Here is a 13518-nt window from a genome sequence, read left to right on the forward strand (position 1 = left end):
CCCAAATCAGGGGCAGAATGAAACCAAGCGGGCGGACCGATCCCGTTGTCACACCCAAGGGTACTGACCAGAACACGCCGCTAGACGGCCATTGGTGGCGTTCCACCCGCCCCGCAACCGCGTTGTTCAGCAGCCTCCTAGATCAGCCCCCTGCTAGATCAGCCCCTGGGCCAGCATGGCGTCGGCCACCTTGACGAAGCCGCCGATGTTGGCGCCCAGCACGTAGTTGCCCGGCTCACCGTATTCGTCGGCCGTCGAAGCGCAGCGGTGATGGATCCCCACCATGATGTCCGTGAGCCGCTGTTCCGTGTGTTCGAAGGACCAGGAGTCACGGCTCGCGTTCTGCTGCATTTCCAGCGCGGACGTCGCCACGCCGCCCGCATTGGCTGCCTTGCCCGGGCCGAACAGCACGCCGGCTTCCTGGAAGACCGCCACGGCTTCGCGGGTGGACGGCATGTTGGCGCCTTCGCCGATGGCGACCAGGCCGTTGCGGACCAGCCTCGCGGCAGCATCGCCGTCGAGCTCGTTCTGCGTGGCGCACGGCAGCGCCACCGTCGCGTCGACGTCCCAGACCGAACCGGCCTCCACGTAGGCGACGCCCGAACGGCGCAGCGCGTAATCCTTCAGGCGCCCGCGCTCCAGTTCCTTGACCTGGCGGAGGAGCCCGACGTCGATGCCCGCCTCGTCCACGATGTAGCCGGAAGAGTCGGAGCAGGCCACCACCGTGGCACCGAGCGACTGGGCCTTGGCGACGGCGTTGATGGCCACGTTGCCGGAACCGGAAACCACCACGCGCTGCCCGTCGAAGGACGTTCCGCGGGTCTTCAGCATCTCCTCGGTGAAGATCACGGTGCCGAAGCCGGTGGCCTCGGGCCGGACCAGCGAGCCGCCCCAGGAGATGCCCTTGCCGGTCAGGACGCCGGATTCGTAGCGGTTGGTGATGCGCTTGTACTGGCCGAAGAGATAGCCGATTTCGCGCCCGCCGACGCCGATGTCGCCGGCCGGAACGTCGGTGTATTCGCCGATGTGGCGGTACAGCTCGGTCATGAAGGACTGGCAGAACCGCATGACTTCGGCGTCGCTGCGGCCGCGGGGGTCGAAGTCCGAGCCGCCCTTGCCGCCTCCAATGGGCATGCCGGTGAGGGCGTTCTTGAAGATCTGCTCGAAGCCAAGGAACTTCACAATGCCCAGATAGACGGACGGGTGGAAACGCAGGCCGCCCTTGTAGGGGCCGAGTGCGGAGTTGAACTCCACCCGGAAGCCGCGGTTGATCTGCACGCGGCCCTGGTCATCGGTCCACGGCACCCGGAAGATGATCTGGCGTTCGGGTTCGCAGAGCCGTTCCAGGATGGCCGCTTCAAGGAATTCGGGGTGCCGGTCATGGACGGGGCCCAGGCTTTCGAAGACCTCGACCACCGCCTGGTGGAACTCCGCTTCTCCCGGGTTCCTGGCCAGAACGGTGTCCCTGATGGCCTCGAGCCGTGCATCCATGATGATTCCTAACGTCGAACCGGGCGCGGCAAGTATCCGGCATACGCGGACCGGCACCCTTTTTATTGAAACTTCAACATAGCCAATTGTGACTGCCCGGGCCTCGCATGACCAATCAGCCCTCCACTAACCTCCGTATTGTGACATTCAATTTCCATCAAACGAAAATTACAGGCCTGGTTCAGCGTCCGGCCGGGGACTTCTGATGAACCACATTTGCCTGCTCCTCTCCGGAGCCGCGCTCCTGCTCAACGGCCTCGCGGCGCTGGATCTCCTCCCCCGCCGGGACGCGGCCGTGTTCAGCCTGGTCATCGGCAGCACCCAGCTGCTCCTCGCCGTTGCATACCTGGGGACTGCCTGCGGCGATGACGGTACTGCCGGCGGCGGCGGAACGGCGATTCTGCTCGGAGCGGCCGGGATGTTCCTTTTCGGGCTGACCTACGCCTACGTTGGGCTGGATTTCCTCCTGGGACTGGGGTCCCGGGGCCTTGGCTGGTTCTGCGGGATGGTGGCCGGGTGCGGCCTCCTGCTCGCCGCGGCCTGGTCCGCGGAGGATCCGCTCCTGGCCGTGCTCTGGCTCTGCTGGACCTACCTGTGGCTGCTGTTCTTCCTGCAACTGGCCCTCGGGATTGAACGGCTCACGCCGCTTATTGGCTGGTCCCTGATCCTCACGAGCCAGGCATCGGCCACGGTCCCGGCGCTGCTGGGCATCACCGGGCGCTGGCCCGATGGTCCCGAAGCACCGGCGACGGCGGCAGGCGCCGCAGCGGCCCTGGCCGCGCTTCTGCTGCTGGCCGGTTACCTCGCGTGGCGCGGGCGCCAAACCGCCGCCCGCGCCGCCGTCGTCCTTTCCGTTGCCTGTCCTGATGTCTCTGCCAGCGCGCTACCCGGCGAACTCAAGCGCTGACGCCCGGATCTGCTTTTCCACCCGCATCTCCACCAGGACACCGGCCAGGAACAGTACGGGGACGGCCACCAGCAGGCCCACTGCCGTTTCCGTGCTGCCTCCGATAAGGGACGTGAAGTTGCTGACCACCAGGTACAGCACCCACGCCAGCAGCACGGAAGCCAGCACCGGGGCGATCAGCGTCTGCCATTGCTGGCCGGTCACCCTTTCCCGGCGGAAGTAGGCGACGACGGCAAGGGAGGAGAGCATGTACAGCACCAGCAGCGCCGCGACGGCGAGGCCGCTGAACCAGGAGAAGAGGGTCAGGACCGGGTCCAGCCCCAGCAGCGCGAACGGCGCCACCAGCAGGACCGCAACGATGGTCTGGATCCAGGCCGCCGCAGCCGGGGCGCGGTGCTTGTTGGTCCGGGCAATGACCGCCGGCATGGAGCCGCGCAGGGCCAGCGAGTGCAGGTAGCGGTTGATTCCGTTGTGGAAGGCAATGATGCCGGCCAGCAGCGAGGTCACCAGCAGGACTCCGGCCGTGATCCCTGCCCAGGGTCCGAACATTTCAACGATGGGGCCGATCACGAAGGAGGTGGCGTCCCCCGATTCCAGGGCGGCACCCGCAGCATCCACCACGTGGGACGGCCCGTAGAAGCTGACCAGCATCCAGGTGATGAAGGAGAAGAACACAGCGATGATGCCCACGGACAGATAGGTGGCCCGCGCAACCGTCTTGTGCGGGTCCTTGGCTTCGGCGGAGTAGATGGCCGTGGACTCAAAACCGAACATGGAGGCCACCGCGAACATAATGGCGACCCCGGGGGCTCCGCTGGCGATGGCTTCCGGGGCGAACGACGCGGCGATGTCCAGCCCTTCGGGGCCGCCGCCTTTGAACAGCACGGAGAATCCGAACATCAGCAGGATGGCCACTTCCAGGCCCACTAGGACGGCAAGGACGCGGGCGCCGAGTTCGATGTTCTTGGATCCCAGGACCTGGACGCCAGCCATGGTGATGACGGCGAGCAGCCACCAGGGAACAGTTATGCCGGCGGATGCCAGCAGGCCGGAGAAGGCCGCGCCGTACAGTCCGTACATTGCCGCCTGCACCGTGCTGTAGGCGAGCAGGGCAAGCCAGGCCGCTCCGGCACCGGTCTTGCGCCCGAATGCTGCGGTCACGTAGGCGTAAAAGGCGCCGTTGGTCTGTACTTTCCGGCTCATGGCCACAAAGCCGACGGCGAAGATGACAATGACGATGCCCACCACGAGGTAGGCGCCCGGTGCGCCGGCGCCGTTGCCGAGCGCGGCCGCGAGCGGTGCAGCTCCCACGATGCCGGTCAGCGGGGCCTGGGCGGAGAGGACAAAGAACAGAATGCCCAGGACTCCGATGCTTCCTGCGCGCAGGGCGGTGGAGTGTTCCTGGCGTGAACCGGGTTCCGCGGTTCGGGATTCGGGATTCGAAATACTCATTGGATCCTTCTTAACGGTCATGAGTGCTGGGGAAAAGAGCTGGGGCGAAATTCGTGGGACAGCTGCCGGGCCCGGGCAAAGGTGCCGGTGATGTGCACCGTGTAATCCAGCATGGCAGCCGGCGCCGGACCCGGCTTGTCGTGCAGCGATCAGTTGTTGTTCCTGAGCGCAGCGTGGTTCAGGGCCGGCCGTTCTGTTCGCCACCGGTCAAGCGCCGTACGCGGATACACAAGACCCGCGCCGCCCGCCGGAGCACGCTTAAGGCAGCGCTGTTAGGCCGTTCCGGCCGCGTTCTCTGACCTACTCGAAGTGGAGTACCCCATGGAAACCTACGATGCCCTGCTGGCCTCGATCACCCCGGACACCGGCGAAACCCGGACCATCCTGGACCCCGCCACCGGGGAACCCGTAGGCGAGGCGCCGGTCCACAGCGTCGAGGACCTCGAGGCGGCCATCGCCGCCGCCGCAGCCGCCCAGCCCGCGTGGGCAGCACTGGGCCACGACGCCCGGTCCGCCGCGCTCCTCAAAGCAGCCGACGCCGTCGAACGTTCCGCCGAAGAACTCGCCCGGCTGCTCTCCCGCGAGCAGGGCAAACCGCTGAACGGCCCCAACGCCCGCTTCGAAGTCGGCGCCTGTGCCGCATGGCTGCGCGTCGCCGCCGGCACCCCGCTGGAGGCGGAAGTGGTGGTGGACGACGGCGAAACCCGCGCCGAACTGCACTACCGGCCCATCGGCGTCGTGGGCGCGATCGGGCCGTGGAACTGGCCCATGATGATCACCGTCTGGCAGATCGCCCCCGCCCTGCGCATGGGCAACGCCGTGGTGGTCAAGCCCTCCGAATACACGCCGCTGTCCGTCCTGGCCCTGGCCAAGGTCCTGAACGAGGAACTCCCCGAAGGCCTCCTGACCGTCGTCTCCGGCGGGCGCGACGTCGGCGCCCGGCTGGCCGGACACCCCGCGATCGGCAAGGTCATGTTCACCGGCTCCACCGCCACCGGCAAGGCCATCATTCGCTCGTCCTCGGATACGGTCAAGCGCCTCACCCTGGAACTGGGCGGCAACGACGCCGGCATCGTCCTGCCCGACGCCGACCCGAAAGCCATTGCCGAGGGGTTGTTCTGGGGAGCCTTCATCAACACCGGCCAGACCTGCGCGGCCCTGAAGCGGCTCTACGTGCACGACTCGCTGTATGAGGCCGTGTGCGAGGAACTCACCAGCGTGGCCGCCGCGATGCCCATGGGCAACGGCCTGGACGAAAACAACGTCCTCGGCCCGCTGCAGAACCGGCAGCAGTACGAGATCGTGGCCCGGCTCGTGGACGCAGCCCGGAACTCCGGCGCCCGGATCCTGCTCGGCGGCAACCCGGACCCGGACCAGCCCGGCCACTTCTACCCCGCCACCCTCGTGGCAGAGATCGACAACAACAACCCGCTGGTGGCCGAGGAACAGTTCGGCCCGGCCCTGCCGATCATCCGCTACAGCGACGTGGACGAGGCCGTCACCATGGCCAACGCGCTCGACGTCGGACTCGGAGCCTCCGTCTGGTCCTCCGACCCGGCACGGGCACGCGAAATCGCGGCCCGGCTCGAGGCCGGCACCGTCTGGATCAACAAACACGGCGCCGTGGACCCGCGTATCCCGTTCGGAGGCGCCAAGCAGTCCGGCTACGGCCTGGAATTCGGCGTCGAAGGCCTCAAGGCCCTGGGCGTGCCGCAGGTGATCAACGGCTGATGCGCACGGCCGGGCCGTCCGGCTGTACCGTCACGAATCCGGGGCTTGTCCGCAGATCCTCACCATCAAGGTTAGGAATGGAGGACAAGCCTCGGATGTTTAGCGGAGAACCGGTTACTTCGCGGCGATCGCCAGGAACCTGATGGGCAGGTCCAGCAGTTCCAGCGGGCCGTGGGGGCCTTCGCCGTCGAGAAGCAGCGAGTCACCGGCCTCCATGGTGTATTCGTAGGCACCGTGGCCGTAGACCATCCTGCCGGAGAGCATGTAGATGAATTCGGTGCCCGGGTGCTGGAAGAGCGGAAAGACGTCGGAAGCGTCCGTCAGGGTGACCAGCGTGGGTTCGAGGGCGTCGGTGCGGCCCTTGAGGGTGCCCAGCACGCGGTACTCGTGGCCGTGCTGTGTTCCGCTCCGGACGGTCAGGCTGCCCTGGCCGCTTTTGGTGAAGGTGGCATCCCGGTCCGTGTCGGCGCCTCTGAAGAGCGCGGTGACGGGGATCTTCAGCCCATCTGCCAGCCGCTGCAACGTGGTCAGCGAACAGGACGTGCTGGCGGTTTCGATTTTGGAGATCATCGCTTTGGACAGTCCGGTCCTGGCTGCCAGTTCGGCAGAGGAGAGCCCGTTCGTGGTCCGGTAGTGGCGGACCTGTCCGGCGATGACCCGTTCAAGTTTGCCGGGCCCCTCTTCGGTCGCAGGCCTCTCGGCCGCGGCTCTCTCTTCGCCAGTCTGGTTCGTCATCCTGCCATCTTAGGTGGCTGACCCGCCCCTACCCGAGCACGGTTCCTACCCGAGCCTCCGGGCTTCGCCCACCAGCCCAGCCAGTGTGTCCGCCAGGGCCAGGGCTCCTGCTTCCGCGTCGGCGTCCTCCACCAGTTCCTCGGGTGAATGTGAGATGCCGGTGGGGTTCCTGACGAACAGCATGGCGGTGGGGATGTGGCCGGCGAGGACACCGGCGTCGTGGCCTGCCCCGGTGTCCAGGACCGGCGCGTCCGGGAGCAGGGTCCTGAGCCGGTCACGCAGGCCGGTGTCGAAGTGCACGGTGGGGCTCAGCGATTCCACGCCGAAGCTCACCGCGCACCCTTCTTCGGCGGCAATGACCTGGGCGTTGAGGTGGATGGATTCGACCAGGGCGGCGGTCACTTCGTCCCGCGGGTGCCGCAGGTCGATCCACAGATCCACCCGGGAGGCGATCACATTGGTCCCGCCGGGCACGGGCTGCAGCCTGCCGACGGTGGCCCGCGCGTCCTTGTAGTTCCTCGCCGTGTCCCGGATGCCGATCATGATTTTGGCTGCGGCAATCATGGGGTCCCTGCGGTCCTTCATCAGCGTGGTTCCGGCGTGGTTGCCCTGGCCGGTCACCGAGAGCTTCCACCGGCCGTGGCCCAGGATGGACGAGCCGATGGCCACCGGCTGGCGGAGGTCGGCCAGTCCCCTCCCCTGTTCGACGTGGAGTTCAACGAACATGCCCAGCTGCTGGAGGGTTTTGTGGTCGGCGCCGATGAACCGGGGATCCTGCCCGTTGGCAGCGGCCACGTCGGCGTAGGTGTTGCCGTCCGCGTCTTTGAGGTTGCGCGCCTTGTTCGGGTCCAGGGCTCCGGTGAGCAGCCGGGAGCCCAGGCAGGCGACGCCGAAGCGGGAGCCTTCCTCCTCGGGAAAGACGGCGATTGCCAGCGGCTTCCGGGGGCGCAGGCCCCGGCTCTTCAGGATGTCGACGGCGACCAGCGCCGATGCGACGCCCAGGGGGCCGTCGTACTCGCCGCCGCCGGGGACGGAATCGAGGTGGCTTCCGGTGACGACGGCGTCCCTGCGCGTGCCGGTGGCAGTGTCCCACCAGGCCCAGATGATCCCGTTGTTGTCGGTGCTGACGTCCAGCCCGCGCCGCCCGGCCTGCTCGATGAACCAGCCGCGCAGGTCGGTTTCGGCGTTCGAGAAGACCGGGCGGGAGTATCCGCCGCGGCGCGAGTCTGTGCCGACGCCGGAGATGTCCCGCATCAGGCCGGAGACGGTGTCGGTTGCAGGTTTGGTCGCAGAAGAGGGCACGGGCGGTTCCGTTCGATAGGTGTTGGCAAGTGCAGGAGCTGGCCGTTCAGCCGGCACCGACAGCTCAGTGGGTGCCGATCCGGGCGGTTGCCGGGCGGAAGCGGGCCGGAACATCGCCGGTGCCGGTGGCCAGGCCGGCCGCCCACTGCCCGATCAGCGGCGCGAACTTCGCACCGTGTCCCGAGCACGGGGAGAGGACCGTGATGCCCTCCGCCCGGTCGATCAGGAAGTCCTCATTAGGCGTGTTGGTGAACAGGCACGTGGTCTCGGCATACGGTTCCGGATCGAGGCCGGGGAGGTACTTCTGCACATAGTCCACCACCCGGCGCCGGTTGTCCGGGTCCACCAGGCCGCTTTGCTCGGCGGCGGACGGGATCAGGCCGCCGCCGTTGTATTCGGCCACCTTCTGCCCGGCGAACCCGGCATCCCGTCCGCCAGGCAGCCCATAGGTCTGGATGGCGGCACTCTTGTGGATAAACGTGGGCCACGCCGCAGCGCCGTCGGGATCGCGGTAGCGGAAGTGGAAGGCCTGCTCCTGCCGGACGGTGATCTCCGGCAGCGCGGCAAGGAACCCTGCGGGGAGGTCCAGCTGTCCCAGCAGTGATGGCAGCCAGCCGCCGGCGCTGATGATGACGTTCCCGGCGTCGATCACCTCTCCTGCTGCCGAATGCACGCGGTAGCCGGAGCCCTGCCGTTCCACACGGGCGACGTTCCACCCGGTCAGCAGCGTGGCTCCGTGCTTCACCGCCTGGTCGACCATGGCGTTGACCGAGCTCTCGGCGTCGATCACCCCGGCGCCCGGGTGCCAGAGCACCGGGGTGTCGAAGGAGAACTGCGGCCAGCGCTCCCGGGCCTCGGCCGCGCCGAGGAGTTCGTGCTCGACGCCGGCGCCGGCGAGGACCCGGGCGAGCTGCTCCGGCTGCCGTTCCGGGCCGTAGTCCACCGCGCCGAACGGGGTGATGAGTTCCAGCCCGCTGGCCTGGTCCAGTTCGTCCCAGAGGACCTTCGACTCCTGGACCGCCCGCGTGTAGAACTCGTCCGGGTAGGCGTAGCGGAAAATCCTTGCCGAGCCGTGGGAGCTGCCGTCATGGGCTGCCGGGACTGAGCGTTCCAGGATGGTGACGTTGTGGCCCTGCGCGGCGAGCTGCCAGGCCGTGGCGGCGCCGGCCAGCCCGGCGCCCACCACCACGTATTCGGATGATTCCGTCATCACTTTGCTCCGTTTACTTCGCGCCGGGGATCCAGCTGGTTCCGGCCAGGGGTACGCGCGCCATGGCGGACGCTTCGATGGTCAGCGCCACCAGGTCCTCGGGTTCGAGGTTGTGCAGGTGGGACTTGCCGCAGGCCCGGGCGATGGTCTGGGCTTCCATGGTCAGGACGCGCAGGTAGTTGGCCAGGCGTCGGCCGCCCTCCATCGGGTCCAGGCGGGAGGAGAGCTCCGGGTCCTGGGTGGTGATGCCTGCCGGGTCGCGGCCGTCCTGGAAGTCGTCGTAGTAGCCGGCGGCCGAGCCGAGGGCGGCGTATTCGGCGGCGTAGCGGGGATCGTTGTCGCCCAGGGCGATCAGCGCCGCGGTGCCGATGGCCACCGCGTCGGCACCGAGGGCCATGGCCTTGGCGACGTCGGCGCCCGTGCGGATGCCGCCGGAAACAATGAGCTGGACCTTCCGGTGCACACCGAGCTCCTGCAGCGCCTGAACCGCCTGCGGGATGGCGGCCAGGGTGGGGATGCCCACGTTTTCGATGAACACCTGCTGCGTGGCGGCGGTGCCGCCCTGCATCCCGTCCACCACAACGACGTCGGCTCCGGCCTTCACGGCCAGGGCGGTGTCGTAGTAAGGGCGGGACGCGCCGATCTTGACGTAGATGGGCGTCTTCCAGTCGGTGATTTCGCGCAGTTCGCCGATCTTGATTTCCAGGTCGTCCGGGCCGGTCCAATCCGGATGGCGGCTGGCGGAGCGCTGGTCGATGCCCACGGGCAGGGTGCGCATGCCGGCGACGCGTTCAGTGATTTTCTGGCCCAGGAGCATGCCGCCGCCGCCCGGCTTGGCACCCTGGCCGAGCACGATCTCGATGGCGTCGGCCTTGCGCAGGTCGTCCGGGTTCATGCCGTAGCGGGAGGGCAGGTACTGGTACACGAGGTGCTTGGACTGGCCGCGCTCCTCAGGCGTCATGCCGCCGTCGCCCGTTGTGGTGGAGGTTCCCACCTCGCTGGCGCCGCGCCCCAGCGCTTCCTTGGCGTTGGCCGAAAGCGCGCCGAAGCTCATGCCGGCGATGGTCACCGGGGTCTGCAGGTGCAGCGGCCGGCTCGCGTGCCGGTCGCCGAGGACGACGTCGGTATCGCACTTTTCGCGGTAGCCCTCCAGCGGGTAGCGGGACATGGAGGCGCCGAGGAACAGCAGGTCGTCGAAGTGCGGGACCTTGCGCTTGGCGCCCCATCCGCGGATGTCGTACACGCCGGTGGCGGCCGCGCGCTGGATGTCCGCGATGGTGGCGCGGTCGAACGTTGCCGATTCGCGCAGGCCGAGCTCCTCAGTGTGCTGGGCGGGCGTGGCGGGTGCCTGTGCGGGGGCAGGCAGTGAGGTGATGGTCATGGCGTTGTCCTTAGTACGACGTCGAGTTGTGGACGCTGAAGTGGTAGAGGTTCCGTGCCGATCCGTAGCGCTTGAAGTCCGCCGGGTTGTCGGTGCGGCCGGCCGCGGCCAGCAGTTCGCCGAGTTCGGCCAGGTGCTCCTCCTTCAGGGGCTTTTCGATGCAGTCGGCGCCGAGCGAGGCCACGGTGCCCTTGACGTAGATCCGGGCTTCGTAGATGGAGTCGCCCAGCGCTTCGCCGGCGTCGCCGCAGACCACCAGGCGTCCGGCCTGCGCCATAAACGCGGACATGTGGCCGATGTTGCCGCCCACCACGATGTCCACGCCCTTCATCGAGATGCCGCAGCGGGCGCTGGCGTTGCCGTCGATGACCACGAGCCCGCCGTGCCCGGTGGCGGCGGCCGACTGGGAGGCGTCTCCCTTGACGTGGACCCGGCCGGACATGATGTTCTCGGCCAGTCCGACGCCGGCATTGCCGTTGATGGTCACGTCGCCTTTTTGGTGCATCCCGGCCGCGTAGTAGCCGGCGTGGCCGTTGATGGTGACGCTGACCCGGGCGTCGATTCCCACGGCCAGGCTGTGCTTGCCTTCGGGGTTGGCGACCGTCCAGGACTGCCCGTCAACCGCGTTGTGGAGTGCCTGGTTGAGTTCGCGGACGGGGCTGCCGGCCAGATCCACGCTGAAGGAATCAGTGCTAGCGGCGTGCTGGGCTGCCTCAGCGTTCGTGTCCGTGCTGGTTTCGGGGGCTGTCAGAGTGACCATGTGTAGACCTTTCCGGGTTCCGGTTCAAAGATGCGGGCGTTTTCGATGCCGGGCAGGGCCGCCAGGGCACGGTATTCGGAGGCCATGGCCACGTAGTCGTCCGTTTCGGCGATGATGGCGGGCTTGCAGGCGATGGGGTCGCGGACCACGGCCATGCTGTCCGCGGTGGTGACCACCAGGGTGTAGAAACCGTCCAGCACCTTGCCCAGGTTCACGAGCGCCTCTTCGAGGGTGTCGCCCTGCTGCAGGCGGGAGGCGACGTAGCGGGCGCCCACCTCGGTGTCGTTTTCGGAGTCGAACACCACGCCTTCGCGTTTCAGGTCGCGCCGGACGGTAGCGTGGTTGGAGAAGGAGCCGTTGTGGACCAGGCACAGGTCGTCGGCCACGGAGAACGGGTGGGAGCCGCCGGCGGTCACCGCGGACTCGGTGGCCATCCGGGTGTGGGACAGGCCCTGGCTGCCTGACATGGCCTCGAGCCCGTGCTCGGCGGCGATGTCCATCGGGTGGCCCACGCTCTTCATCACGGCCACGTGCTCGCCGCGGCCGATGATGGTGGAGCCGGGAAGGGTTTCGCTGACCGCTTTCACCAGGAGATCGGTTCCGACGGCGGCGCTCACCAGGGTGGTGTCACCCACCACCCGCACTGCAGCGGCGGCGTCGGCCGGAAGCATCGCGTCAAGGGAGGCCTTGACCTCCGGGAGCGCCATGCCCTGGTCCTTGCCCAGCAGGCTGAGGGTGGAGGTTCCGGCCGAGACCAGGCCCGGGGTGTTGTAGACGGCGAGGCCGGCGGAGTCCGGTCCGCGGTCCACGATCTGGCACATCATCGAGGACAGCAGGCTGCCCATCTGGGGGTGCAGCAGGGGGTTGCGCAGCTGCAGCGCGGCGATTCCGCACATGGTGGGATTCCTTTACTGGGTGGGAGTTGCTAGATCGAGGTGAGGTACGTGCGGACTTCCCAGTCGCTGACCTGGTTGTGCCAGCTGAGGAATTCCTCTTCCTTGGCGTCGGCGTAGTACTTGCCGATCTCCGCGTCTCCGCTGAGGCTGGCCAGGATCACCGGGTCCCGGCGCAGGGCCTCCACGGCGTGCAGCAGGGTGGCCGGCAGCAGGTGGGCGTCCGGTTTGGACTCGCCCGGGCCCGACGGGTGCCCCGGATCCACGGAGTTTTCCACGCCGTCCAGGCCTGCCGAGATGGCCGTGGCAATGGCGAGGTAGGGGTTGGCTGAACCGTCCCCGGAGCGGAGTTCGATCCGTTTGTTGTCCGGCACGCGGATCATATGGGTGCGGTCGTTGCCCCCGAACGAGGCCTTCCGGGGAGACCAGGTGGCTCCGGACGAGCTGGTGGTGGCTCCGGAGCGCTTGTACGAATTGACAGTGGGGGCCAGGAACGCCTGCAGTGCCGGCGCGTGGTCCAAAATCCCGCCGATGAAGGAGTAGGCGAGGGCCGAAAGCCCAAGTCCCCTGCCGCCGTCGTCCGCTCCACCCTCAACCGGGAACAGCGCCTCGGCGCCGGACCACAGCGACAGGTGGAAGTGGAGGCCCGTGCCCGTGCGGTCGGTGAAGGGCTTGGGCATGAAGGTGGCGGTCATGCCGCGCTGTTCCGCGAGGACGTTCAGGATGTAGCGCAGGGTGACCACGCGGTCGGCCGTGGTGAGGGCGTCGGCGTAGTTGAAGTTCTGTTCGAACTGCCCGGCGGCGTCCTCATGGTCGTTGGCGTAGTTGCCCCAGCCGAGGCCGTTCATCGCCTCCGAGATGGAGGTGAGGTGCTCATACATGCGGGTGACGCCGCGCGCGTCATAGCAGGGCCGGGGCGAGTCATCGCGGGCGTCGGCCGTGCTCAGGGAACCGTCGGTGTTCTTGTTGACGAGGAAGTACTCCACTTCCGCCCCCACCTTGGCCTGCATTCCCTGGCCGGCCAGGCGGGCCAGCGTGTTTTTGAGGATGACGCGCGGGGCGTAGGGCCAGGGCTTGCCGTCCACGTGCGGGTCGCAGTGGATGACCGCGAGCCCTTCCTTGATGAACGGCACGGGGGTGAAGGACGCCAGATCGGGAATGGCAATGAGGTCCGAATCCTGCGGCTTCTGCCCGATCAGCCCTGCTGCGTAGCCGGCAAACCCCATGGCGCCGGCCTCAAGCTGGTCTGCGGCTTCGACCGGAACGAGCTTGGCGCACGGCTTGCCCGTCATGTCGACGAACGTGGCCAGAATGAACCGCACGTCATGGGCCCTGGCGATGTCCGCGAGGGAGATGTGGTCAGCCTCGGCCGGCAATGGGGCGGTAGATAGCGCTGGGGCGCTTGGTACTTCAGGGGTTGCGACACTGGTCATCGGAACTGTCCTGTTCAATTGGTGTTACCTGCGGGGAAACATTGTTGAACCACAGTAGTCAAATGGATGTTACAGGCGTGCGCCCCGCTTGTTAAATCGGCGTGACGTGCCCAATCGCGATCGCAACCGGAAATTTACGCCCGCGAAACCCACAATCGTTCACTGTCACGAATCATGGTTTCATCCCACGGTTACTTTTTTGTGCCGCCGTTTCCCCGGCGGA

11 protein-coding genes are annotated in these 13518 nt (G+C 67.5%); 2 read left to right on the forward strand and 9 right to left on the reverse strand.

Annotation, left to right across the window (positions count from 1 at the left end; translation table 11 throughout):
• Window positions 1-153: 153 nt before the first annotated feature.
• On the reverse strand, window positions 154-1491 hold the full coding sequence (gene gdhA, locus PV761_RS19800; RefSeq protein ID WP_347899365.1) for an NADP-specific glutamate dehydrogenase: 1338 nt from the start codon (window positions 1489-1491) through the stop codon (window positions 154-156).
• A 205-nt stretch (window positions 1492-1696) separates the two neighbouring features.
• Between gdhA and PV761_RS19805 the strand changes: the two genes are divergently transcribed.
• Window positions 1697-2398 (forward strand): AmiS/UreI family transporter, encoded by a 702-nt coding sequence (locus PV761_RS19805; protein ID WP_347899366.1) that lies wholly within the window; start codon window positions 1697-1699, stop codon window positions 2396-2398.
• Here the strand turns inward: PV761_RS19805 and PV761_RS19810 are convergent.
• Entirely contained in the window at window positions 2375-3850 is a 1476-nt protein-coding gene (locus PV761_RS19810) for an APC family permease (RefSeq protein ID WP_347899367.1), read from the reverse strand. The two genes, PV761_RS19805 and PV761_RS19810, sit on opposite strands and share 24 nt — an antisense overlap.
• A gap of 321 nt (window positions 3851-4171) precedes the next feature.
• Between PV761_RS19810 and PV761_RS19815 the strand changes: the two genes are divergently transcribed.
• Window positions 4172-5581 carry an aldehyde dehydrogenase family protein gene (locus PV761_RS19815; RefSeq protein WP_347899368.1) on the forward strand — a complete coding sequence of 470 codons (1410 nt, stop codon included), beginning with the start codon at window positions 4172-4174 and terminating at the stop codon, window positions 5579-5581.
• 114 nt (window positions 5582-5695) lie between these two features.
• On the opposite strand, the gene PV761_RS19820 is transcribed toward PV761_RS19815, so the two are convergent.
• From PV761_RS19820 to glnT, 7 genes are all read right to left on the reverse strand, one after another.
• Window positions 5696-6316, reverse strand: a complete 621-nt coding sequence (locus PV761_RS19820) for an XRE family transcriptional regulator (protein ID WP_028271234.1) — start codon at window positions 6314-6316, stop codon at window positions 5696-5698.
• Between the two features lie 45 nt (window positions 6317-6361).
• Entirely contained in the window at window positions 6362-7618 is a 1257-nt protein-coding gene (locus tag PV761_RS19825; protein WP_347899369.1) for an allantoate amidohydrolase, read from the reverse strand.
• A 64-nt stretch (window positions 7619-7682) separates the two neighbouring features.
• Window positions 7683-8828, reverse strand: a complete 1146-nt coding sequence (locus PV761_RS19830; RefSeq protein ID WP_347899370.1) for an FAD-dependent oxidoreductase — start codon at window positions 8826-8828, stop codon at window positions 7683-7685.
• A gap of 13 nt (window positions 8829-8841) precedes the next feature.
• Window positions 8842-10209: an FMN-binding glutamate synthase family protein gene (locus tag PV761_RS19835; protein ID WP_347899371.1), complete on the reverse strand. Its 1368-nt coding sequence runs from the start codon at window positions 10207-10209 to the stop codon at window positions 8842-8844.
• A 10-nt stretch (window positions 10210-10219) separates the two neighbouring features.
• Window positions 10220-10969 carry a protein glxC gene (locus PV761_RS19840; RefSeq protein ID WP_028271238.1) on the reverse strand — a complete coding sequence of 250 codons (750 nt, stop codon included), beginning with the start codon at window positions 10967-10969 and terminating at the stop codon, window positions 10220-10222.
• The gene (locus tag PV761_RS19845) at window positions 10957-11865 is read right to left on the reverse strand and encodes a glutamine amidotransferase (RefSeq protein ID WP_028271239.1); all 909 of its coding nucleotides are present in this window, start codon (window positions 11863-11865) and stop codon (window positions 10957-10959) included. Before PV761_RS19845 ends, PV761_RS19840 begins: the two co-directional genes overlap by 13 nt.
• Window positions 11866-11894: 29 nt before the next feature.
• Entirely contained in the window at window positions 11895-13238 is a 1344-nt protein-coding gene (glnT, locus tag PV761_RS19850; RefSeq protein ID WP_347899372.1) for a type III glutamate--ammonia ligase, read from the reverse strand.
• Between the last annotated feature and the right edge of the window lie 280 nt (window positions 13239-13518).

This window comes from Arthrobacter sp. CC3, assembly GCF_039907775.1.
Lineage (GTDB): Bacteria > Actinomycetota > Actinomycetes > Actinomycetales > Micrococcaceae > Arthrobacter.

Coding starts and splice junctions, on each gene's coding strand:
- gdhA (WP_347899365.1), bottom strand. CDS start 1,491: ATGGATGCACGGCTCGAGGCCATCAGGGACACCGTTCTGGCCAGGAAC.
- PV761_RS19805 (WP_347899366.1), top strand. CDS start 1,697: ATGAACCACATTTGCCTGCTCCTCTCCGGAGCCGCGCTCCTGCTCAAC.
- PV761_RS19810 (WP_347899367.1), bottom strand. CDS start 3,850: ATGAGTATTTCGAATCCCGAATCCCGAACCGCGGAACCCGGTTCACGC.
- PV761_RS19815 (WP_347899368.1), top strand. CDS start 4,172: ATGGAAACCTACGATGCCCTGCTGGCCTCGATCACCCCGGACACCGGC.
- PV761_RS19820 (WP_028271234.1), bottom strand. CDS start 6,316: ATGACGAACCAGACTGGCGAAGAGAGAGCCGCGGCCGAGAGGCCTGCG.
- PV761_RS19830 (WP_347899370.1), bottom strand. CDS start 8,828: ATGACGGAATCATCCGAATACGTGGTGGTGGGCGCCGGGCTGGCCGGC.
- PV761_RS19835 (WP_347899371.1), bottom strand. CDS start 10,209: ATGACCATCACCTCACTGCCTGCCCCCGCACAGGCACCCGCCACGCCC.
- PV761_RS19840 (WP_028271238.1), bottom strand. CDS start 10,969: ATGGTCACTCTGACAGCCCCCGAAACCAGCACGGACACGAACGCTGAG.
- PV761_RS19845 (WP_028271239.1), bottom strand. CDS start 11,865: ATGTGCGGAATCGCCGCGCTGCAGCTGCGCAACCCCCTGCTGCACCCC.